General features: G+C 68.2%; 26 protein-coding genes and 4 pseudogenes. 21 read left to right on the top strand and 9 right to left on the bottom strand.

From position 1 onward, the window contains the following. Window positions 1-32: 32 nt before the first annotated feature. A complete protein-coding gene (locus tag ACLJWH_RS04895; protein WP_411140301.1) occupies window positions 33-803 on the bottom strand; it encodes a transposase in 771 nt (256 codons plus the stop codon). A gap of 184 nt (window positions 804-987) precedes the next feature. On the opposite strand from ACLJWH_RS04895, the pseudogene ACLJWH_RS04890 reads away from it, so the two are divergent. Next, a pseudogene (locus tag ACLJWH_RS04890) lies at window positions 988-2397 on the top strand (NF041680 family putative transposase). Window positions 2398-2936: 539 nt separating this feature from the next. On the opposite strand, the gene ACLJWH_RS04885 reads toward ACLJWH_RS04890, so the two are convergent. Then, the gene (locus tag ACLJWH_RS04885; RefSeq protein WP_411140300.1) at window positions 2937-3185 is read right to left on the bottom strand and encodes a hypothetical protein; all 249 of its coding nucleotides are present in this window, start codon (window positions 3183-3185) and stop codon (window positions 2937-2939) included. A gap of 5 nt (window positions 3186-3190) precedes the next feature. On the opposite strand from ACLJWH_RS04885, the gene ACLJWH_RS04880 reads away from it, so the two are divergent. Together ACLJWH_RS04880 and ACLJWH_RS04875 are read left to right on the top strand one after the other, a co-directional pair. After that, the gene (locus ACLJWH_RS04880) at window positions 3191-4225 is read left to right on the top strand and encodes a helix-turn-helix domain-containing protein (protein ID WP_411140299.1); all 1035 of its coding nucleotides are present in this window, start codon (window positions 3191-3193) and stop codon (window positions 4223-4225) included. Window positions 4226-4601: 376 nt separating this feature from the next. Further along, on the top strand, window positions 4602-4868 hold the full coding sequence (locus ACLJWH_RS04875) for a hypothetical protein (RefSeq protein WP_411140298.1): 267 nt from the start codon (window positions 4602-4604) through the stop codon (window positions 4866-4868). A 114-nt stretch (window positions 4869-4982) separates the two neighbouring features. Here ACLJWH_RS04875 and ACLJWH_RS04870 read toward each other — a convergent pair. The 6 genes and pseudogenes from ACLJWH_RS04870 to ACLJWH_RS04845 form a co-directional block, all read right to left on the bottom strand. Further along, window positions 4983-5141, bottom strand: a pseudogene (locus ACLJWH_RS04870) (IS1380 family transposase); the annotation flags it as partial. Then, window positions 5141-5856: pseudogene (locus tag ACLJWH_RS04865) on the bottom strand (IS5 family transposase); the annotation flags it as partial. The pseudogenes ACLJWH_RS04870 and ACLJWH_RS04865, both read right to left, overlap by 1 nt. 672 nt (window positions 5857-6528) lie before the next feature. Further along, window positions 6529-7302 (bottom strand): histidine phosphatase family protein, encoded by a 774-nt coding sequence (locus tag ACLJWH_RS04860; protein WP_411140297.1) that lies wholly within the window; start codon window positions 7300-7302, stop codon window positions 6529-6531. Window positions 7303-7312: 10 nt separating this feature from the next. Next, window positions 7313-7510 carry an SDR family oxidoreductase gene (locus ACLJWH_RS04855; RefSeq protein WP_411140296.1) on the bottom strand — a complete coding sequence of 66 codons (198 nt, stop codon included), beginning with the start codon at window positions 7508-7510 and terminating at the stop codon, window positions 7313-7315. Window positions 7511-7591: 81 nt separating this feature from the next. Further along, window positions 7592-8899 (bottom strand): hypothetical protein, encoded by a 1308-nt coding sequence (locus ACLJWH_RS04850; protein WP_411140295.1) that lies wholly within the window; start codon window positions 8897-8899, stop codon window positions 7592-7594. A 281-nt stretch (window positions 8900-9180) separates the two neighbouring features. Then, window positions 9181-9723, bottom strand: a complete 543-nt coding sequence (locus ACLJWH_RS04845; protein ID WP_411140294.1) for a helix-turn-helix domain-containing protein — start codon at window positions 9721-9723, stop codon at window positions 9181-9183. Between the two features lie 195 nt (window positions 9724-9918). Here ACLJWH_RS04845 and ACLJWH_RS04840 point away from each other — a divergent pair, with 195 nt between their 5' ends. The 18 genes and pseudogenes from ACLJWH_RS04840 to ACLJWH_RS04755 all read left to right on the top strand — a co-directional run bounded on the left by ACLJWH_RS04840 (window position 9919) and on the right by ACLJWH_RS04755 (window position 18693). Beyond that, window positions 9919-10134 carry a helix-turn-helix domain-containing protein gene (locus ACLJWH_RS04840; protein WP_411140428.1) on the top strand — a complete coding sequence of 72 codons (216 nt, stop codon included), beginning with the start codon at window positions 9919-9921 and terminating at the stop codon, window positions 10132-10134. Next, on the top strand, window positions 10131-10406 hold the full coding sequence (locus ACLJWH_RS04835; protein ID WP_411140293.1) for a hypothetical protein: 276 nt from the start codon (window positions 10131-10133) through the stop codon (window positions 10404-10406). The genes ACLJWH_RS04840 and ACLJWH_RS04835 overlap by 4 nt, the downstream gene beginning before the upstream one ends. 86 nt (window positions 10407-10492) lie before the next feature. Next, on the top strand, window positions 10493-10846 hold the full coding sequence (locus ACLJWH_RS04830; RefSeq protein ID WP_411140292.1) for a hypothetical protein: 354 nt from the start codon (window positions 10493-10495) through the stop codon (window positions 10844-10846). A 29-nt stretch (window positions 10847-10875) separates the two neighbouring features. Beyond that, entirely contained in the window at window positions 10876-11316 is a 441-nt protein-coding gene (locus ACLJWH_RS04825) for a hypothetical protein (protein ID WP_411140291.1), read from the top strand. A 175-nt stretch (window positions 11317-11491) separates the two neighbouring features. Further along, window positions 11492-11677: a hypothetical protein gene (locus tag ACLJWH_RS04820; protein ID WP_411140290.1), complete on the top strand. Its 186-nt coding sequence runs from the start codon at window positions 11492-11494 to the stop codon at window positions 11675-11677. Next, complete coding sequence (locus ACLJWH_RS04815; RefSeq protein ID WP_411140289.1) at window positions 11670-11900, top strand: hypothetical protein; 231 nt, start codon at window positions 11670-11672, stop codon at window positions 11898-11900. Before ACLJWH_RS04820 ends, ACLJWH_RS04815 begins: the two co-directional genes overlap by 8 nt. Beyond that, complete coding sequence (locus tag ACLJWH_RS04810; RefSeq protein WP_411140288.1) at window positions 11897-12241, top strand: hypothetical protein; 345 nt, start codon at window positions 11897-11899, stop codon at window positions 12239-12241. Before ACLJWH_RS04815 ends, ACLJWH_RS04810 begins: the two co-directional genes overlap by 4 nt. Further along, window positions 12228-12641, top strand: a complete 414-nt coding sequence (locus ACLJWH_RS04805) for a hypothetical protein (protein WP_411140287.1) — start codon at window positions 12228-12230, stop codon at window positions 12639-12641. The genes ACLJWH_RS04810 and ACLJWH_RS04805 overlap by 14 nt, the downstream gene beginning before the upstream one ends. Beyond that, on the top strand, window positions 12638-13474 hold the full coding sequence (locus ACLJWH_RS04800; protein WP_411140286.1) for a hypothetical protein: 837 nt from the start codon (window positions 12638-12640) through the stop codon (window positions 13472-13474). The genes ACLJWH_RS04805 and ACLJWH_RS04800 overlap by 4 nt, the downstream gene beginning before the upstream one ends. Before the next feature lie 5 nt (window positions 13475-13479). Then, the gene (locus ACLJWH_RS04795) at window positions 13480-14454 is read left to right on the top strand and encodes a hypothetical protein (protein ID WP_411140285.1); all 975 of its coding nucleotides are present in this window, start codon (window positions 13480-13482) and stop codon (window positions 14452-14454) included. Then, a pseudogene (locus tag ACLJWH_RS04790) lies at window positions 14454-14699 on the top strand (WhiB family transcriptional regulator); the annotation flags it as partial. The gene ACLJWH_RS04795 and the pseudogene ACLJWH_RS04790, both read left to right, overlap by 1 nt. 310 nt (window positions 14700-15009) lie before the next feature. Further along, window positions 15010-15357: an HU family DNA-binding protein gene (locus ACLJWH_RS04785; protein WP_411140284.1), complete on the top strand. Its 348-nt coding sequence runs from the start codon at window positions 15010-15012 to the stop codon at window positions 15355-15357. 23 nt (window positions 15358-15380) lie between these two features. Further along, complete coding sequence (locus ACLJWH_RS04780) at window positions 15381-15698, top strand: hypothetical protein (RefSeq protein WP_411140283.1); 318 nt, start codon at window positions 15381-15383, stop codon at window positions 15696-15698. 92 nt (window positions 15699-15790) lie between these two features. Further along, window positions 15791-16705 carry a helix-turn-helix domain-containing protein gene (locus tag ACLJWH_RS04775; RefSeq protein ID WP_411140282.1) on the top strand — a complete coding sequence of 305 codons (915 nt, stop codon included), beginning with the start codon at window positions 15791-15793 and terminating at the stop codon, window positions 16703-16705. Window positions 16706-16707: 2 nt separating this feature from the next. Next, window positions 16708-17430, top strand: a complete 723-nt coding sequence (locus ACLJWH_RS04770) for an ATP-binding protein (protein WP_411140281.1) — start codon at window positions 16708-16710, stop codon at window positions 17428-17430. Then, a complete protein-coding gene (locus tag ACLJWH_RS04765; protein ID WP_411140280.1) occupies window positions 17427-17777 on the top strand; it encodes a hypothetical protein in 351 nt (116 codons plus the stop codon). The genes ACLJWH_RS04770 and ACLJWH_RS04765 overlap by 4 nt, the downstream gene beginning before the upstream one ends. After that, window positions 17774-18406: a hypothetical protein gene (locus ACLJWH_RS04760; RefSeq protein ID WP_411140279.1), complete on the top strand. Its 633-nt coding sequence runs from the start codon at window positions 17774-17776 to the stop codon at window positions 18404-18406. Before ACLJWH_RS04765 ends, ACLJWH_RS04760 begins: the two co-directional genes overlap by 4 nt. Before the next feature lie 38 nt (window positions 18407-18444). Further along, window positions 18445-18693: a hypothetical protein gene (locus ACLJWH_RS04755; protein WP_411140278.1), complete on the top strand. Its 249-nt coding sequence runs from the start codon at window positions 18445-18447 to the stop codon at window positions 18691-18693. Window positions 18694-18706: 13 nt separating this feature from the next. On the opposite strand, the gene ACLJWH_RS04750 is transcribed toward ACLJWH_RS04755, so the two are convergent. Further along, window positions 18707-19294 carry a hypothetical protein gene (locus tag ACLJWH_RS04750; RefSeq protein WP_411140277.1) on the bottom strand — a complete coding sequence of 196 codons (588 nt, stop codon included), beginning with the start codon at window positions 19292-19294 and terminating at the stop codon, window positions 18707-18709. Between the last annotated feature and the right edge of the window lie 24 nt (window positions 19295-19318).

Here is a 19318-nt window from a genome sequence, read left to right as displayed (position 1 = left end):
GGGTGCGGCGGGACGTCGTACGGCCCGCTGGTCTATCCGGCAAGGGCGAGATTGTGCATCCGTGCGATGCCGAGCATGGCGTGGTGGATGCCGTCGCCTTTGAGTCGGCAGTCGCAGAGGATCTTCCAGGTCTTCATCCGGGCGAAGGCATGCGCGACGCGGGCGCGGACCTGCTTGTGGGACGTGTTGTGTTCCTCTTTCCAGTCCGGGAGTTCGCTCTGGCCGCGCTCGCGGCGGTGCGGGATGACGAGTCCGGTGCCCGGGTAGCCGCCGTCGGCGATCGTGAGGGTCTTGCCGACGGCGGCCTTGGCGCCGGACTCCTCCCACGCCTTGCAGTCGTTGCGGTTGCCGGCGAGCGGCCGGCCGGCCACGACGACCAGGCGGGTGTCGGCGTCGATGACGACCTGATGGTTGGTGGAGTACCGGTAGTTCTTCGACCGCTCGGCGACGGTGTGGTCGCGGGTGGGGACCAAGGTGCCGTCCACGATGAGCACGGTGTCCTTGGCGAACCGCTTGCGGGGCTGGAGGGCGAGCATCGGCCCCAGGTGGTCGATGATCCGGTCCGCCGCCGACTTGGACACCCCGAACAGCGGGGCGAGCTGGCGCATGGTCAGGTTCGTGCGCCAGTACGCCGCGACCAACAGCGCCCGGTCCTCCAGCGGAAGGCTCCACGGCCGGCCCTTGCGGACCGCGCCCGCACCCTCCCGCCGCAGCACCGTCACCAGCTTCCCGAAGGAACGCGGGCTCAACCCGGTGAACGGGGCTGTCCAAGACGGCTCCGACGCCGTGATCACACCAGCCACACCAAGATCATCTCACCCGTGACCAGCAGTTCCGGGACAACCCTTAGCTTGTTCTTTATCTAGCGGCCTCGAATGGCGTTTCGAACTGAGTCGCTCACCTGGGGATTCGCCGGACGTGGGGGCGGCCTTCGTCTGATCCTGTGCTCCGACCAAGGTGCACTTGACCAAGACGAAGTCCGTGAGGGTGAATCTGCTGCCTGATGCTGTCCGGAGGGAAGCGTTCGCGGAGGCGTCACGCTTCCGGGGCGAGTTGTTCGAGCTGGTGGACTCGGTGCTGTGTGCGGACGGCGCGGTGAAGACCCCGGTGGATTTGACGCTGTTGCCCGAGCATCGTCGTGGGCACGGAGCGATGTACGGCGGCCTGAACTGCGGCCGGATCGACGTCGACCGGCTGCGGACGGTGCTGGCCGGGCTGTCGCTGCCGCGTTTCGACGGCGGGCGCCTGGTCCTGGCGGTCGATGTGTCGCCGTGGCTTCGTTCAGACGCGCCATGCTCGGCGGAGCGGCTGTTCTGCCACGTCTACGGCCGTGCGAAGACGGCGTCGCAGTTCATTCCGGGGTGGCCCTACTCCTTCGTGGCCGTGCTGGAGCCGGGCGCCACGTCATGGACCGCGATCCTGGACGCGGTCCGGCTGGGCCCGGCGGACGACGCGACCGCGATCACCGCCGGCCAGCTCCGAGGAGTCGTCGAGCGTCTCATCACCGCGGGCCAGTGGCAGGCTGGGGACCCGGACATCGGGATCGTCAGCGATGCCGGCTACGACGTCACCCGCCTGGCTTGGGTCCTGCGCGACCTCCCCGTTGAGATGGTCGGCCGCGTCCGCTCCGACCGCGTCATGCGCCTGTCGAAGCCACCGCGGATGCACGGCGTCAACGGCCGACCGCCCAAGCACGGCCCGGAATTCCGCTTCGCCAAGCCGGAGACCTGGCCCGAGCCCGCGATCGCCACGGCCACCGACACCAGCAATTACGGCAAGGCCGAAACCCAGGCATGGGACCGGGTCCACCCCCGGCTCACCCACCGCTCCCCCTAGCTCGACCACGAGGGCGAACGTCCCTTGGTAGAAGGCACGTTGATCCGGTTGAAGGTCGAGCATCTGCCGAAGGAACAGGATGCTCCGCCAGTGTGGCTGTGGTCCTCGCAGATCGGCGCCGCCCCCAGTGATGTGGACCGTTGCTGGCAGGCATTTCTACGCCGCTTCGATCTGGAGCACACCTTCCGCTTCGCGAAACAGACCCTGGGCTGGACCACCCCGAAACTCCGTACGCCCGAGGCCGCGGACCGCTGGACCTGGATTCTGATCGTCGCTCACACCCAGCTCCGACTTGCCCGGCCGCTCGTCGAAGACCTCCGTCGGCCGTGGGAGAAACCCACCGCCTCCGACCGGCTCACCCCGGCCCGGGTCCGCCGGGGGTTCAGGAACATCCGCGCTCACCTCGCCTGCCCGACCCGTGTTCCCAAACCCACAGGCACCGGCCCCGGACGTCCACCCGGCGCCAAGAACAAACGCAGGGCACCGCGCTACGACGTTGGCAAGACCGTCAAACGCCCCGAGACCCTCAAGGCCATCGGCAAGCCTGGAAGATCCTGGTAGATAAAGAACAAGCTCAGCTTGACTCCTGTCGGGGATCTTGGAGTTTCCCGGTACGCCAGCGTGATCAGCGGGCATGCTCGGGGCTGTTTCGAAGACCGATGCAGTTGTCGAGATGTCCGTTGTCGCTCCGCCCCCGTTCCGGTGAGCAAGTCCCGTCTCTGATCCCGCAGATCGCATGGGCGAGCAACTTGGGCGGTACGACGGCAATGTGGGTGAGAGACCGGCTGGACGGGCTGTGGCGCGACGAGGACTTGGGGAGTGGGACGTTCTGCCGCCAGGTGCCGAGAATTCCAGAGGCTGGTCGAAGAAGAAGCGAAGGTGTCCTGCCGCAGCCTCCTGCGAGCGCACGAAGGTACAGCTCACGTTACCGGCCAGGCCGGCAACGACCGCGCCTAAGCTTCCGGTCATCTGAACGGCCTTGAGCACGTGGATGGCTACCAGGAGTCTGCCGCCGTTAGCTGAAGCAGAGTGCTCCATCCTCTATCGGGGCGCTTCCCTGGTATCAGCGTCGTTGGCGAGTTCAGCCCGTGAGGACCGGCTCATGCGAGAACACCCAACGCCACCATGACCACCACGAGTACGGTCATCATCGTCCCCGCAGAGGCACCACCGCGCATGATGCAGGCGGGCACTCTGGCGCCGTCGAGGTGGGCCAACAGCCCGGCCACCAAACCAACAATGACAGCCGCGAGAAGCATCACGACAACGACCAGGACCCTCACACTGAACGAGAACCTCACGACGAACTCCCTGAATGCACTGGGACTTGGATACGACCACAGCGTCATTCAGAGTGCCTTCGCTGGTCTACGATTTTGGACTAGCTCGGACATCTCTGGACTACTCGGGATTTTTTGGGGGGACAACCGTGGGGCGGCGACCGAAGCCACTCGATCCGAACCAGCCGCTTCACGCCTTTGCCATCGAGCTCCGGCTTCTACGGGAACGCGCAGGGGCGGCGGGCTCCGAGAAGGAGACGTGTGAGCGAGCTGAGATCGGCCGGTCGACGTACTACTCATACCTGAATGGCGAGAACCTCCCGAGTCGGGAGAGCCTCGAACGCGTGGTGAAGGCATGGGGCTGCGATGTTGCGGCGTGGCTTGAGCGGCGTAGGCAGACGGAGCTGGCCCTCGCTCAGTCGCCCTCACAACGGTCCAAGGCGACGGAAGAGCCCTCTGCGCTCTACACGGTGATGGTCCTTGGCATCGACCAGCTTGCAGCGCGTGACAATCACCATCAAGTTCATCTCCGCCGACGATTCGACGCAGTATGGTCTGGCGCGCAGCACCGTGCGGGGGTCGATCGAGAGATCAAGTCAGCCGACCATGGAGACTCGTGGTTGTTCTGGGAGCCAGGCATAAAGCTGGTTTCGGACGCTTTCTCCCGGTTGCTGCCCTACACATCGGTGCTCCTCAACCACGACAACCACGACATGGAATCGTCCGGGTTGCTGCGTGTGCGTGGGGCGCTCCACGTCACTGAGGCCCGAGAAACGTTCGACGGAGTATTCGGATCGAACGTAAACGAGGTCTTCAGGTTCGCCGATGCTCCCATTCTCCGGGACCAACTGCGTGGCGATGCTGCCTGCGATCTCGCTGTCATCTTTTCGGACCGCGCCCGGCTGCTGGGAAACCTAGTTACCCACCCTGAGACGTTCCGGGGCATTCACGCCAACGGTTGGAAGGAGTGGGCAGGTGGGACCGCATGGCTGTACACGCCGCTCCGTTCGCCCACCGAGCCGGACCAACAACATCGAGGCGAGACTGTGTCTCCGGCGGAAGTCTTTAATGTCCGGGATTCCAAACGCGGTGATCATCGAAGCGTGTAGAAAACCCCCATGGGTCCCATCACCCCCGCTTCGGTCCGAGCCTCCGGCAGCGTCACCAGCGCTCGCCTCGGACGCAATCGCTCTGTAGGCATAGCCCGCATCGGCAATTCCGAAGACCGCACTCAGGCATACCACCGCTTCATAGAAGCCGCACAACGGTGCACGTTCACCATGTTCGAGTACTTCACGCGCCGGAGAGAAGCCACACGTGCGCCTCCATTGCGGCAGCCTCTATGAGCCTGTACCGCCGCTGGTGCGCTGAGGGCGCCCGTACGCGGAGATACAGGCCCAAATCGAGCTCCACGCTGCCTTCATGGGAATCCACTTGTGCGCACCGACTCCGGTACGAGAAGCAGCTCAGAAGGTGATGGATGCAGTGCCCCGCTTCGAGGACCGCCCGGACGACTACATCAATGTATTCGCAGATCGCACTGAGGCCCAGGTGCACTTCCTGTATGCCGAACGACATGATCTCGCTTACAACCCCAAGCCCTGGCAGTTGCTACGCAAGCTGTGCGAACGTCGCTACCAAAAGGAGGTCGGGCAGCGGTACGCCGGCGTGATCGACGGTTCCGTGCCGGTCTCCGACTTCGTGCGAGACGAACTTCGTCGGCGCGACAGGAAGAGGCGCGAAGCCTCCTAACCTCGGTCCTTCGTGACGGTCTGCGGCTGACGGCGGCCCGGTTGTCGCACGGTAGCGCCGAGTCCACTGCTGCGGGTCAAGTACTGCTGTTGACGGGGCAGGGAGATGTGCTGATCAGCCTGGGCTCGGCAGCCGAGCGAGCCGGTCGAGGGTGGGCGTGATGTCGTGGGGACAAGGCCAGTGGCGGACCGCCGGCCGGTGGTGACGAGCTGACTGGCCGCGGTGAAGCCGGAGCCGTAGGCTGCGAGGCTCCCAGAGCCGGGCTTGGCCGGTGGTTTCCGTTCGTAGCGGTGGTTGAGGCGCCGATATCCGGTCAGCCACGACATGGTGCGTTCGACGACCCACCGCCGGCGGCCGAGTCGTTCGCTGGAGTCGATGCCTTTGCGGGCGATGCGGACACCGATGTGCTTACCCCAGAGCCATCGCCGCAGGTGAGGTACGTCGTATGCCTTGTCCGCGTGAAGTCGCACGGGCTTGGAATCGGTCGCGTGGGATTCGTGTCCCATGGGGAAGTGGGACAGCATCGGCTTCAGGGCGAGGCTGTCGTGAGTGTTCGCCGCGGAGAGTCCGACGCGTAGGGGCAGTCCGTTCGCGTCGGACAGGACGTGCATCGTGGAACCCGGCTTGCCTCGGTCCACGGGGCTCGGACCTGTGTGTTCGCCCCCTTTTTAGCGCGGACATGGGCGGAGTCGAGAACCGCGCGCGACAGATCGACCAGGTTCTGGCCGTCCAGGAGCTGGAGCACCTTCTGGTGCAGTCGTCCCCACACACCAGCCCGGGACCAGATAAGGAACCGGCGGTGCACAGTCGACTTCGAGGCCCCGAAGCAGGGCGGCAAGGCCCGCCAGGCGCAGCCGCTCACCAGTACATAGATGACCGCGGCGAACACCGCCTCATCGTCGATGTTCGCGACTCCGCCGCCCTGCGGGCGAACCCTCGCCGACGGCAACAAGGGCCTGGCAATCTCCCACAGCCCATCCGGCACGATCCACCTCCACCGCCACTCCCCATAGCCAACCCAACGACCAACTGACGATGTAGGCCACGACCTAAGGGAGCCCCGGCTATGTTGTTGGCCCCGTCGTGCTATGGCTCATCGCGTCGGTACCCTTCGGCCTGGCTTATGTGGTGATGATGCACTTCGGCCCTCTCGTAGCGGGCTTCCTCGCATTTCGCGGCCGATAACCAGGACCGCTGGCTGACGTGGCTACGGGTGCTCTTGCGTACCGCTACAACCTCACCGTCGTTGCTGCAGAGGCGGTCGTGGCCTGTGGTGAGGCCCATGGGGCAGGGAACGGGGGCCGTGGAGCCCAACGTAGGCGCGGCGTTGCGCGACGCCGAGGCTGCCATATGGGCAGCCCGCCGGACCAGAGGTGTTACGCCCGGCCGTCGATGGCACCGCCGTATGGCGTTACATCGGCATGCAGGGCAGGTCGTCGCGCGTCTTCGCGTGGCGGAGGAGAGTCTCGACGTAGATTCTGCTTAAGCATTGTGCGAACTTGGCGGCCTGCTGCTCACTGTGGCTGAGCGCTACAGCGAGGGGCGCGTCGGAGCGCTGCTTGATGAGGCCGAGCTTGCCGATGTCACCCCGGCCCGTGACCGTGAAGTACTGCGGCTCGTGGCTGTCGCGGGACTCACTGCTGTGGGCGCTGCTCTCCTGTCAATGACCGGATTGCCGGATGGGGCAATGGGGCCAGCCCTCGCGGCGGTGGCACTGTGCTCCGTGGCACTGGTCTACCGGCGACGCGCTCTGAGGATGCTTGAGATCCTCCCTGTTCCGTTCGGCATTGGTGGGCAGCAATGACCCTTGTGCAGAAGCGATGTCGCTGAGACCGCGCACTGCACGGTGCATGCGGTCAGTGCCGCAGTCTGGTTGTTGTTGCTGAGTGGGATGGCCGCCGGAGTGTGAACGGACGAAGCTCGGCGAACTGCCAGGGGCTTCTCGCCGCAGTGACGAAGGCGCCGGGCCCTCTTGGAAGGCGAGTGAGGACGCCGAGGCGGGGGTGTGGGAGATGGCCAGGAGGGGGCCGTGGCATTGGGCGGTGTGGTGGAGGAAGGTGGCGCAGTGGCGGGCGCGGGTGTGGAGGTCTGTGAGGCTTTCGCCGTCTTCGCAGCGGAGGGTGGGGTTGACGAGTCGGCGAATTCGCCAGGCGCGGTAGGCCGGCGGGTAGGTGTCGGCGGTGCGGCCGAGGACGATGCTGGGGGCTCGCCATTCCGCGAGGAAGCCGGTCGTGGCGACGATGGGCAGGCCCGTGAGGTGCGAGATGAGGGTAGCGGTCTGGCGGGCGCGGGGGATCGGGCTGGTGACGAGGACGGTGATGCCCTCGGGGAGGGGCAGGGAGCGGTGTACCTGGTCGCGGCCTTCGAGGGTGAGGACGGCTTCGTACGGGGCGTGGTGGCCGGGTCGGTGGCCTTCGTAGGCGCCGTGGCGCATGAGCCAGATGTCAGCCAAGGATCCAGCCTCCGTCGACGCGCAGGGTCTGGCCGGTGATGAAGTCGGCGTCGTCGGTGGCGAGGAACGAGACGGCCGCGGTGACATCCTCAGGGCGGCTACAAGCGCAGAGGCCCTCCCGTCCGCTGGACGGAAGGACCTCTGACCTGGTGTTTCTCTGTGCCCCCGGCAGGATTCGAACCTGCGACACCCGCTTTAGGAGAATGGCTCTTCGCTCTTTCCGGCGGGCCCCCTAGCTGCGGCGGGGCGGGGACGGATCTCCGCGCGGTGATCATTTGGGAGATATTTGGGAGATCATCTCGTCGCTGGTTTTCGCGAGGCTTACCCGGCCCCACAGCGTCCGCAGATTCACGTTCGCCATCGCCTTCCAGAATATGGCCTCCAGCCCCTCCAGGCGCTCGGCTCGCATCGCTGGCGTCGGCTTCTGGTAGTGCCGTTTGATGCCCGGCCGTTGGTGCCCCGCTGCCTCGAACGCCAGTGGTTCCTTCACGCCTATCTCCGCCTGCATCGTGTCGTGCAACGCCCGTAGGGCTCGCATGTCGAGGCCCGGCAGGATCGGCTCCCACGCCCCTCTGTATGACACACCCCGGCGCCGTTCCCGCTTCGGCCGGCCGTCGCACGCCGGCCGGAAGGTTCGCGCCCAGTTCCCGCGGCGCCACGGCTGTCCGGACGGCGTACAGAACGGCCGCTCGTGCGGCCAGTCGTCGAGATGGTGGCGGAGCAGGCGAGCCAGGAACGGCGGGATGTCCACGTCGCGAGTGCTCCCATCGTTCTTGGTCGGCTCCAGGCGGACGATGTAGCCCTTCCTGTCGCCGTGCTCGTCGCGCTCCTGGTACTCGGCGTACTCCTCGACGATACGGATGATCGGGCATGCGAACTCGCCAGCGCCCCACGGCTGCTGGCGCGCCAGCAGCGTGTTATCGCGGTGCAGTCCGAGCCCTTCGCCCCATCGCAGCCCCGCGAACGCAGTCGTCAGCACGTGGATGCCGACGGCCGGGCCGAGTCGTTCAGCGACGAGGAGCGCGTCTTCGGGGCGGGCGCCTCCGTCGCGGCGGATCTTCGGGGGCCGGTAGGTCGTCGTCCCACCCGCCGTGTCCCGTGTGCGGCGCCGGCCGTACAGCGGGTTCACTGTGATGCACCCGGCGTCAACGGCGGCCGTCGTGATCGTGGACATCAGAGAGACGCACTGTCCTCGCCTGACATCTTCGACGTCCATGGTCTGCTGCCAGGCGTCAACATCGAACCAAGTGATCTTCCCGAGCGGAATGTGCTCCCACCGCGGCAGGATGTGCAGTTCCAGGTTGTCCCACCTGGTGCCGACAGTTCGGCCCCGCTTCCGCCGGGACGCCATGAAAGTCCTGGCGAAGTCCCCGAATGTCGTGTTTCGCTTCTCCGGGTCGATCCAGATGCCCTGTTTGATCAGGCGCTCTTGTTCCTCCCCCCACGCCACCGCCGTTTTCTTTGTTGGGAACCCGGGCTCAGATCCCCAAGTCCCGTCTGGCAGCCTGAATCGGGCACGCCAACTGACCTTGCCTTTGCTGCCCTTTGCGGTGCTGACGCGCTTTTCCGCGTATGCCACGGCTGGCCCCTTTACTGTCCCGGCGTTACACGCCGCGGAACAATCTGTTGGGGCCCCACCCCGGGAAGTTTGCCACCGAGCGATTCGAGAACCTGCTCGGTGATGTACAACACCCACATATCGTCGCGCTGGACCAGCCATACGCAGACGTCAACGGGCATTGATTTCACGCACTTTACTTCGACCCGCACTGGTCCCCACCTTCAACCCAGTACGGCGGCACCTTCGTTAGCGGTGAACATGCAACCACACAAAATGTTCACATGTGGAGGGGAAGTGAACTATTCATCCAGGAATGTTTTGCTGTCTTCTGCGTGCCTCAGCCGGGCCTCCGTCGCATCCCAGGCGAGCAGGGCGCGGCGCAACTGTTCGGGGGTGGCATTGCTTCGCCCCTTCACGATGATCACCATCTGCCCCTCGGCGCCGTCGTCATCGCCAGGCAGATTGATCACCGCGGTGTCGATGAGCGGTCCCTCGGCCAGAGCCGCCTGGATGCGTAGCGGCAACTCCTCGGGAGTCGCGGCGGCAGGGCTCGCAGCCGCGGCGACATCGCGCTCGGCGCGAGACGCGGTGGGGGTGAGCTTCGGTGGCTGCCCGCCGGCGAGAACCGTATCGATGCCCTCATCTGGCCAACCGACAGCACGGGCGTAGGCGCGGACCGTCGGGGTGACGCGGGCGATCTCCCCGTTCTCGATGTTGCGCATGGTGCCGCGCTTCACGCCGATCATGTCGCCGACGGCGGCCTGACCGAGGCCGCGGGCCTCCCTGCCGGCCTTCAGGGCCGCACCGAGCCGTTTCCAGTCTCGCTCCATGGTGGTCATCATGCCCTATCACTGTGCAACCCAGTAGCCCACCCGCGACCGTCCCATCAGCAGTTACTGAGCGTGCAGGCCGCAAACGGGTTGCATCTGAGGCGCGTGTGGCGCGCGAGACGAGCCATGCACTCGCCCTCGATGCTTATTTACTGAACATTCAGCGGCGCAAAGTGCTTGCAGAACGGGTTCGTTGATGCCTAGTCTCTGAGGGTTAGACCGAACGGCGGCGCCATCAGAGCGATCAGGGAGGCTCAGTCTCTGAGCCTTCGTGCACTTTCTAACCGCACCGGCCTCAACCGGGGCTACCTCTCCCGACTGGAGAGGGATCAGATCCGGGAGACAGCCGCCACGACGGTGCAGACCATCGCCGATGCCCTGCGCGTGCCGACCGCAGCCATCACGCATCAGGAGACGACGTGACGACAGCAACAAGAAAGGCGCGAACCACCAAGAGCGGCGATTCCGATCAGTCCACGGACCCGCGGCTGGATCCGGCGGAGCTTGTTCACTACTCGCCCGAGCAGGTGGCGAAGACGTGGCTCCCGTTCACCGCGCGCACGCTCCGCGACAAGGCGAATGCTCGGCTGATTCCGCACAGCCAGGCCGGCGGTCGGATCAGCTTCCGGCTCGCCCACATCCGTGAGATCGCCGCGATGTACGAGGTCCGCCCCCTCAGCGAGCGCAGCTCCTGACCCCGGCGTGAGTCGGGGCCGCAACCGGCTGGTACCCGGCGCGACCCCTCCGGCTCACCTCACCAATCACAGAAATGAGGCTCACCATGAGCACGCATCCTATGTTCTCGAAGCCGCACTACGCGGCGCAGACGCTGGGTGACCAGTTGACCGGGCTGGAGGGTCTGGTCGACGTCGCGGCGGCGTTCCCCGACCTGCCGAGCGGTGTTCTCTACGTCTCGTACGTCTACCCGGACCGGGTGATGGTGCAGTTGCATGCCCTTGCCGAGGTTGAAGCCTGGCGGACCGCCCTCGACGTGGCCGCCGATCAGGTCTGCATCGACCAGCGTGGCTATGACGTGTCGCTGGAGTTCACCGTGTCGCGAAGCGGGGGCGAGTTCCTCGTGTGGGCGACGCAGGCTGTGGCGTCGCTGGCGGTGTCGGAATGCATGCCCAACTGATCAACGCGGCAGCGAATTTGATCTGCCAGATGATGGCGACGCGGCAGACGGCGGCCGGTATCGCGATGGCGCTGGGCGCCGTCGGGGTGCTCCAGTCGCCGGAAACGGCCACGGAGAACGAGCGGCTGCGGGCTCGGGTCGCCGAGCTGGAACAGCAGACCGCCGTCGTCCGTGCGCTGCACATCCGGTACACGGACAGCGAGCACTGCAAGCAGGACGACGAGCAGTGGCCCTGCCTAACCCTGTGTGCGCTCGGAGATGCCCTCCCGGCACCCCTGTGGCAGCACCTCGCCGACGCCCTCAACGCCTGTGTGTCCGCCGGCATCCCGATGCACATCGAGTGGGACCGAGCGGCCGGCCGCTGGCGACTCGTCCACGACGACGAGCCCCTGCTCACCGCCGAGCAGGCCGAGGCCCGCCGCCGCGACTTCCGGGCCCGCATGCGGGCCGCGGGGGGTGACCTCTCGTGACCGCTGTTGTCGCCTTGTCCCTGCGTTGCGACGGCACCGCGTGCAGCGCCGAGTTCCGCCCGCCTGCCGACGTCCGCACAGTCCGTGCAATGCGGACTGTCGCCTACCGCGACCACCTCTGGTCGACCCGTGGCCGGGACCTGTGCCCGGCCTGCCAGAAGCGAGAGGCGGGCACATGAGCATCGGCATGTTCGGTCGCCTCCCCATCGACCACGTGGCCGCCACCGCCCCGCTTCCCCGCACCCCCGCCGAGGAGCGCGAACGGGCTCGCCGTTACACGGCCACCCACGCCACCGACGGCGCCGACCTGCGACTGCTACTCGCCGCCCTGGGACTGACTGAGGAGGACCCCGATGCCTGACACCGACACCAGCCGCAGACAGATCCTCGCCGCTGCCATAGTGCGGCAGCCCGGTGAGTGGACGAAGCGGCGCGTCATGCGGCTCTACCAGCAGGCCGGCCACCCGGTACCGCTGACCCGCACCGCCCGCCGGGATCTCGCCCACGCGCACCGGCACGGCCTCCTCGACATCCACGAGACGCCCGGCCGCCGCTACTACACCCGCAAGGACAACGCCCGATGACCGGACCTGAGCACTACCGCCAGGCCGAGGGCCTCACCGGATGGTCTCCGGTGTGCGGGTTCTGCGACCTGCCGCACGAAGTACTGACCGCTGAGACGGCCCTGGCCTACCCGGAGATGGCGGCCGAGTACGAGATGGGTAGCCCGCTTTGCTGCGACCGGGCGGCGGATGCGTGGCGTGCCGCGAGGCGCACCGCGATCCGCGTGGAGCAGGCCGCGACGGGCTGGCGTGTCCGCTGGCGTGAGGACGACCGACTGCGGGCCCGTACGTGGGGCACACGGGGGGACGCCACCGAGTTGGCGGACTACCTCGCCGAGGGCGGTGACGATGAGCGCCCGTGACTGGCTCTACCGCAACCTGGTCGGCGCGCTGGTCGATCCGGAGCGGGTGAGTCTCGAACTCAATGCCTTCCGCGCCGAGGTGCTGCGCGAGGCCGCCGACGCCATCAACGCCTTGCCACAGGACTACGAGTGCGACCCCGGCCGTGGTGATGCAGCAGACCTGCTGCGCAGCATGGCCAACGAGGCCGGGAAGGACACCCGCAAGGACGAGTCCACCTGCGCCGCAATCGTCGCCGAGCGAGATGCCCAGATCATCGCGTGGCTGCTCAAAAAGGCCAGGGAGTACCGGTCGACCGGCAGCCAGCAGCACCAGGTGCAGGCGGATGCCATCGAGCGGATGGCGTCCAAGATCCAGCGGGGTGCGGTCCGAGCGTCGGCCAAGGGCGGCGAGTGCCCATGACGCAGCCCCGCCACGCGCGGGACACCTCGCGGGGTCGGTACTACACCGACCCCGCCGGGGGCCCGGACCTCGTATCCGTCACCAACGTCATCGACACCGCGGTGAACAAGTCCCACGCACTGGTGCCGTGGGGCGTCAAGGTCACCGTCGAGTACGCCCTTGACCACTGGCAGGCCCTCACCCCGCGTGCCGCCGACGAGCGTGCCGCGCTCACCCGTGACCTCAAGGCACTCCACCGCGAAGCCAAGGAGCAGGCCGCCGACCTCGGCGACCGCGTCCACTCCGCCGCCGAGGCACGCGTGCTCGGCGCCCCGCTCCCCGCCGACGCCGAGGTAGCGCCGTACATCGCGCAGCTCGACGTGTGGCTCACTGCGTGGGGTGTCGACCTCGACCAGCACATCGAGGCCACCGAGATCACCGTGTTCCACCGGCGGTTGGGCTACGCCGGGACCGCCGACCTCATGGTGTGGCTCCCGACCGGCCCTCGCGGGCGCCGCGAGTTGTGGCTCGTCGACTACAAGACCAGCGCGACCCGCTCGGCCCAGTCGGTCTACCCGGAGAACACCCTGCAACTCGCCGCGCTCCGGTACGCGGAGACGGTCCTGCTTCCCGACGACACCGACGCGCCGATGCCCCGCATCGACCGCACCGGCGTCCTCAACCTCCGAGCCAAGACGCACGCCCTGGTGGACATGCCCGCCGGCCGGGCCGCGCACCGCGCGTTCCGCGGCGCCCTCGAAACCACGCGGTGGCTGCACGCCACCGCCAGCACCTATCCCGCGATGACGCCGTCCGCCGCGCCGCTGCGGACGACCACCCGAAAGGCAGCGTGACCGCGATGGGATCGCGCATCCTCACCCTCCAGCGGCAGGCCCGTGAACTCGGCCGCCTGCGGACCGGGTTCACCGACGGCAAGCGGCCCGTGCGCTCCCGGACGTGGATCATCTCCTCGCACGCCGAGCACTACGTCCAGGCCGCAGCCGACGCGTGGGGCGGCACCGTCGAACAGTGGCAGCCGCTCGGCAACGGCGCCCCGCAGTACCGCGTCATCACCGAGGCCGAGAGCATCGACGCCCTCATGCCGCCAGGCGACCCCCTGTCGCAGTACAACGAGCTGTGGTCGGGCGGCGGTTGCCAGCGCCGTTGCGACGGGCAGCGCGAGCGTCTCTCCGGGCAGCCGTGCATCTGCCTACGCCAGTTCGGCGAGGACTGGCACCACCAGCCCAAGGGGCGCGTCTGCTCCGCTACCTCGCGCCTGACCGTGATCCTCCCGGACATGCCGGACGTGGGTGTCTGGCGGGCCGAGACGCACAGCTTCTACGCCGCGAACGAGTGGGGCGGCACCGTCGACATGGTCCTGTCCGGCACAGGCGGCAACGGACTCGTGCCGGTGGCGCTCCGGATCGAGCCCCGGCAGCGCGTCGCGGACGGCAAAACCAAGAGGTTCCCCGTGGTGGTGGTCGAGATCCGTGGCATTACCCCGAGGCAGGCCCTCACCGGCCCCCTCCCCACCGCGCTCGCCCTCGACCCGGCCGGCGGCGGCCAGCCGCACGGCGCGATCGAGGCGCCGCGGCCCGACTACCTCGCCGAAGCCGAGAGCGCGCTCACCCCGGACGACGTGGGCGACGTGTACCGCAAGGCACACGCCGCCGGGCACCTCGACGACGAGCTGATCGGCTGGCTCAAGGCCATCGCGGACCGCCTCAAGGCCGAGCCCGCCGCGGAGCCCGAGGCGGAGCCGAGGCCGGGGCCGGACGAGGACGGGGCGTACGACGCCGAGTTCGTGGACGACGACCCGGGCGAGGCGGCGTGATGAGGGACTGGCGGCACGGGGCCGCGTGCCGTGATCAGGAGCCCGATCTGTTCTTCCCGACCGGCGACACGGGCCCCGCGCTGTTGCAGATCGAGGAAGCGAAGGACATCTGCCGCGCCTGCCCAGTCATCTACCAGTGCCTCCAGTGGGCCCTGGAGTCCGGCCAGGACTACGGCATCTGGGGCGGTCTGAGCGAGCAAGAGCGACGCAGCCTCAAGCGACGCGCCGCATACCGGCGATCTCGGCGCGAGGCCGAGCAGCGGTCCGCAGCCGATGGTGCACCGCCTGCCCCGGCGCGAAAGTCGGGCAGCCGCGGCGGGCGGCCCCTCGCTGCCTGCGGCACCAGCTCCGCCTACCACCGGCACGTCAAGAACCGCGAGCCCATCGACGACGCGTGCCGCGCAGCCCACACCGCCGCGGATCGTGCCTACCGCTGCCGGAAGAAGCCCGCGGCATGACCGCCGCCCCGCACCAGTGCTGCGCTGGCTCGCTCGCAGCTGGATCGAACCCTGTTGCTCCGACACCCCACCCTTCTGATCACGAAAGCAGGACGACATGAGCACCATGATCATTCCGTCCGGACCGCTGAACCGCACCGCGCTCGCCGAGGCAGTGGCCGCCGAGACCGGCGTCAGCACCACTCAGGCCAGCGCGACCGTATCCGCGCTCCTCGACATCATCGCCCGCACCACCGCGGCCGGGCACAGCGTGACCATCAGCAACTTCGGCACGTGGACCGTCACCGAGCGCGCGCCGCGTGCCGCGCGCAATCTCCAGACCGGCGAGCCGATTCACCTGCCCGCGGCCCGCGGGCTGCGGTTCCGCGTTGCGCCCCGCCTCGCCGACATCGTCCGTGCCGGCGACACCACCGCCACCGTCCGCAAGCGGCCCAAGAGCAGCTGACGCACCCGAAGGGAACAAATCACGTGAATCTCGTGATCTCCACCTCTGCCGGCCCCTTCTCCGTCGAGGCCACCGAGCCCACCCCGGGCCTTCACATCTACGAGGTCCCCGCCGGCATCAGCCCGCTCTCGTCGTACCGCTGGATCCTCGCGCACCACGACGGCCCCGCCCTGGCCACGTTCGAGACCAAGGCGGACGCGACGCTGGCGGCCGAGAAGGCTGCCCCGCTCGCCGACTGGACCCGCAACGCGATCACGGTCGCCAACGCGCTTGGTACGGGCGGCATGGGCTACCTGATGGCGCTGCTCCGCGTCTCCGGTGGCCGCCACCCCAACACCTGACCTACACCGCGCACGGCCCCGGGGCGGGGCGACCACGTCTCCGCTCCGGGCGCACAACCACCTCGCCAGCAGAAGGAAAAGGAAGAGGGCCTGTGAGCACTGAGGCCGTGAAGTGGGCCATGGACGATGCGCCCATGCTGCGGACCCCTGCCGGGAAGCCGGACGCGACCGCCCGGCACGTCCTCCAGGCCCTGGCCGAGCACGCCGACAAGGCGGGCCGCAACGCTCACCCCTCCGTGTCCCGGCTCCAGTACCGCACCGGGTACGACCGACGCACCGTACAGCGCGCGCTGCGCCGCCTGGAGGACGCCAAGCTGATCAGCGCCGACGGCGCGGTGAAGGATCGGACCCGGTGGAAGCTGGCGCTGCATCTCGTGCGGCCGGCATCCGACTGGGACGAGATCGAGCGCGCCGAGGAAGCATCGCGGACCGCGGCGGCGGAGCGCCAGCGGCGGTCCCGGGCAAAGCGCGTCACGCAGCCAGAAGGCGTGACCGTCACGCACTCCAACGGCGTGACAGACGGGGATGTCACGCACTCAGACTCCGCACGTCACGCACTCCAACAGCGTGACGTCACGCACTTTAACTCCGCACGTCACGCACTCAGTGCCGCCGTAACCACCAACCAACCACCAGAAGAACCACCAACAACCCCTACCCCTATGGCTGGGGTGGGGGGCAACAGTGCCGACCCCACGGGCCGCGCCTACACCGCCCCCATCGACGAAGACGGATTCGCGCTCACCGACTCGATGCGCCGCTGGGCCGTCGACACCTTCGGCAACGCATTGGACGTCGACTACGAGACCGCCCAGTTCATCGACCATCACCGAGCCGAAGGCAGTCGCCGCAGCAACTGGCCCGCCGAATGGCAGAAATGGATGCGCCGCAGCGCAAAGTGGGCCAGCGAGCGATCCCAACGCCCCCGCCTGCGCGCGCTGTCCGGCGGCACCTGGCAGCCCTACCGCAACCCCACCGACTTGTCCGTGTACGAGAACGGATTCTGACCATGCACGAACCCGCCGCGGTTCTCACTGGCAACCCCAACGCCGCCCTCGGCCGCATCCTCGCCGGCCTTCACGAGCGCCACCCACACCTCGCCGCCGGACCCGTCGCCGACGGCCCGAGCCCGGAAGAGCCTGGCCACCCCGAGTACCACCGCCGGCGCCGCGCCGAATGGGCCCTCAGCCGCTGGAAGACCGCCACCCCGCCCCGGTACAGCCACGCCGACGCCACCCACCCCGCCGTCCAGCAGTGGGCCGACCAGGTTGCTACCGACCCCGAAGCCGCGGGGTCGCTGCTCCTCACCGGCACCACCGGCACCGGCAAGACGCACGAGGCGTACGGCGCGCTACGCCGCATCGCCGCCGCCGGCCCCCACACCTACGAAATCCGAGCCACCACCGCCGCCGACATGTACGGCCTCCTCCGCCCCAACGGCAGCGCCCGCGGCACAGAAGGAGAACTCGCCCGTCTAGCCCGCGTCCCGCTCCTCCTCCTCGACGACCTCGGCTCCGCCAAAGCAACCGAGTGGACAGAGGAGATCACCTACCGACTGGTCAACGAGCGGTACAACGCCTGCCGCCCAACGATCTACACCAGCAACCTCCCCGCCCGCACCGCCGACGGCCGTGACCTCACTGCCGCTCTCGGCGAACGCATCGTCTCCCGCCTCTCCGAAGACACCCGCGTGATCGCCATGACCGGAACCGACCGCCGGAGGACCGCATGAACCAGATCTCCGCGGCTGCCCTCGCTGTCATCCGGGCCGCGCTGGACGACTACCGGCTGACCGTCCCACCCACCGCCGGGACACCCATTGCCCAGGTCCGGCGCATCGCCGAATACCTCATGTCCAACGGCTACACCATCCGCCAGACCGACGGTCACGCGACCGAGTGCCCCGGCGACATCGACCCCGCCGCCCTCGCGGCGCTGGGCATGGCGCTCCAGGTCTACCGCGTGATCACCCCGCCCGACCTCGCCACTCCAGCCGACCAGACCGAGTACATCGCCCGCGAGATGACCGCCGCCGGCTGGCTGATCGTCCCTGACATCCGCACGAGGAGCGCCGCATGAACTGCACCGCCTGCACCGCCCCACTCACCACGTCCGCGCAGCTCTGTGATGCCTGCGCCCACGGCCTGGACGTAAGGCTCGACGAACTCCCCGTCTACTACCTGCTGTTGGCTGACCGCCTTCAGCCTGGCGCCGCCCGCGGCGACGGTCCCGTGGCTCTCGTCCGTGAGGCGCCGCTGCCGGTCCGTGTGGACGTGCTCACGATGCGGGCCGAGGGCGGCATGGTCTCCGTGCTGGAGTCCTGGCGCGAGGCGATGCAGGACGCCCGCGGCTGGGGCCGGCCTGCCCGCGTCGGCACGATCGAGCGCCGTGTCCAAGCCGCTGCCCGGGGCCTCCGCATCAATCTTGACTGGATCGCCGCCGAGTTCCCCGGCGCCGCGGATATGGCCCGCGAGATACGCCACCTCGCCCGGCAGGCGAACGCGCTCCTCGACCCCGCCCCCGGCGTACTTCGCGTCGGCGACTGCGCAGCGGACCTGGGCGGCGGCGACATCTGCGGCGCGCCCCTCCGCGTCCCCGCCGGGGCCGCCAGCATCCGGTGCCGCCTGTGCGGCACCGACTACCCGCCACACACCTGGATGACCCTCGCCACCGGCGCGTGGGCCCCGCCCACCGGAGCCGCGGCGTGACCCCACACACCCGACCTCAACTCCCTCAGGACGTCACTGTGAACACCACTCCCACACCCGCACCCAACCAGATCTGGGCCGACAACGACCCCCGCGCAGGCGAACGGTACCTACGCATTGTCGACATCGACGCAAGCCGCGCCGCCGTCCGCCAAGTTGCGTGGGACGCCGAGCGGCAGGTTGCCACTGTCCTTCCCGGAGTCCGGACCACACGCATCCGCCTCGACCGGCTCCGGCCCACCAGCACCGGCTACCGCTACATAGGTTCCGTCCGCGGTGCCTGGTGATAGCAGGCGCTGATCAGCGGTGAGGGTTGAGCGCTCGCAGGTGTGCCGGGAAGCGTGGGTCGCGCTGCGGCGGGGTGACGCTTCCGGTCGCTGGGTCGAGGTGTCCCCATGCCCCGCGCTCGCCCCGCCCGCACAGCATGAGGGTCATGGTCGCGCCCGGGGCCGTGTGCAGCTCGGCCACCTCGTGGTAGAGGTCTCGGCCTACGGTGTTGTCGGTGCCCTGCACGTGTTCCCTGCCCGTCTCCGCGTGGACCTGATCACCGTCAAGGACGTACCGGTCCTCGGTGTAGCCGCCGAGCAGGATCTTCGACTCGAACGGCCACGGATGCGAGTGCGGGCAGGGAGCGCCGTCCGTCCCCCGGATGTCGGGCGCGTACCAGACGTTGATCCTGACGGTTCTGTCCTGGTCCTCGACCAGAGTGAGTTCGGCTTTGCTGAGCCGGCCGCTCCCGTCCGGAACGAGCCACCAGCCGGTCGGCGCAGTGAACCGCCGCCAGCTGAGCGGTCCCAACTCCGGGGCGTGAAGGGCTAATCCGGCGGTCGCGACCGCGTGCATCGCCTCGCCCACGACGAGGCCCGGGACGATCTGGATGGTCTTCATGGCGCCCCATACTGAACCACCGAA

It is taken from the genome of Streptomyces sp. x-80, from assembly GCF_046549095.1.
GTDB lineage: Bacteria > Actinomycetota > Actinomycetes > Streptomycetales > Streptomycetaceae > Streptomyces > Streptomyces celluloflavus.
This window is presented reverse-complemented; position numbering and strand designations above follow the sequence as displayed.

Coding starts and splice junctions, on each gene's coding strand:
- ACLJWH_RS04885 (WP_411140300.1), bottom strand. CDS start 3,185: ATGACGCTGTGGTCGTATCCAAGTCCCAGTGCATTCAGGGAGTTCGTC.
- ACLJWH_RS04860 (WP_411140297.1), bottom strand. CDS start 7,302: ATGCGCCACGGCGCCTACGAAGGCCACCGACCCGGCCACCACGCCCCG.
- ACLJWH_RS04845 (WP_411140294.1), bottom strand. CDS start 9,723: ATGATGACCACCATGGAGCGAGACTGGAAACGGCTCGGTGCGGCCCTG.
- ACLJWH_RS04830 (WP_411140292.1), top strand. CDS start 10,493: ATGAGCACGCATCCTATGTTCTCGAAGCCGCACTACGCGGCGCAGACG.
- ACLJWH_RS04825 (WP_411140291.1), top strand. CDS start 10,876: ATGATGGCGACGCGGCAGACGGCGGCCGGTATCGCGATGGCGCTGGGC.
- ACLJWH_RS04820 (WP_411140290.1), top strand. CDS start 11,492: ATGAGCATCGGCATGTTCGGTCGCCTCCCCATCGACCACGTGGCCGCC.
- ACLJWH_RS04815 (WP_411140289.1), top strand. CDS start 11,670: ATGCCTGACACCGACACCAGCCGCAGACAGATCCTCGCCGCTGCCATA.
- ACLJWH_RS04810 (WP_411140288.1), top strand. CDS start 11,897: ATGACCGGACCTGAGCACTACCGCCAGGCCGAGGGCCTCACCGGATGG.
- ACLJWH_RS04805 (WP_411140287.1), top strand. CDS start 12,228: ATGAGCGCCCGTGACTGGCTCTACCGCAACCTGGTCGGCGCGCTGGTC.
- ACLJWH_RS04800 (WP_411140286.1), top strand. CDS start 12,638: ATGACGCAGCCCCGCCACGCGCGGGACACCTCGCGGGGTCGGTACTAC.
- ACLJWH_RS04795 (WP_411140285.1), top strand. CDS start 13,480: ATGGGATCGCGCATCCTCACCCTCCAGCGGCAGGCCCGTGAACTCGGC.
- ACLJWH_RS04785 (WP_411140284.1), top strand. CDS start 15,010: ATGAGCACCATGATCATTCCGTCCGGACCGCTGAACCGCACCGCGCTC.
- ACLJWH_RS04770 (WP_411140281.1), top strand. CDS start 16,708: ATGCACGAACCCGCCGCGGTTCTCACTGGCAACCCCAACGCCGCCCTC.
- ACLJWH_RS04765 (WP_411140280.1), top strand. CDS start 17,427: ATGAACCAGATCTCCGCGGCTGCCCTCGCTGTCATCCGGGCCGCGCTG.
- ACLJWH_RS04760 (WP_411140279.1), top strand. CDS start 17,774: ATGAACTGCACCGCCTGCACCGCCCCACTCACCACGTCCGCGCAGCTC.
- ACLJWH_RS04750 (WP_411140277.1), bottom strand. CDS start 19,294: ATGAAGACCATCCAGATCGTCCCGGGCCTCGTCGTGGGCGAGGCGATG.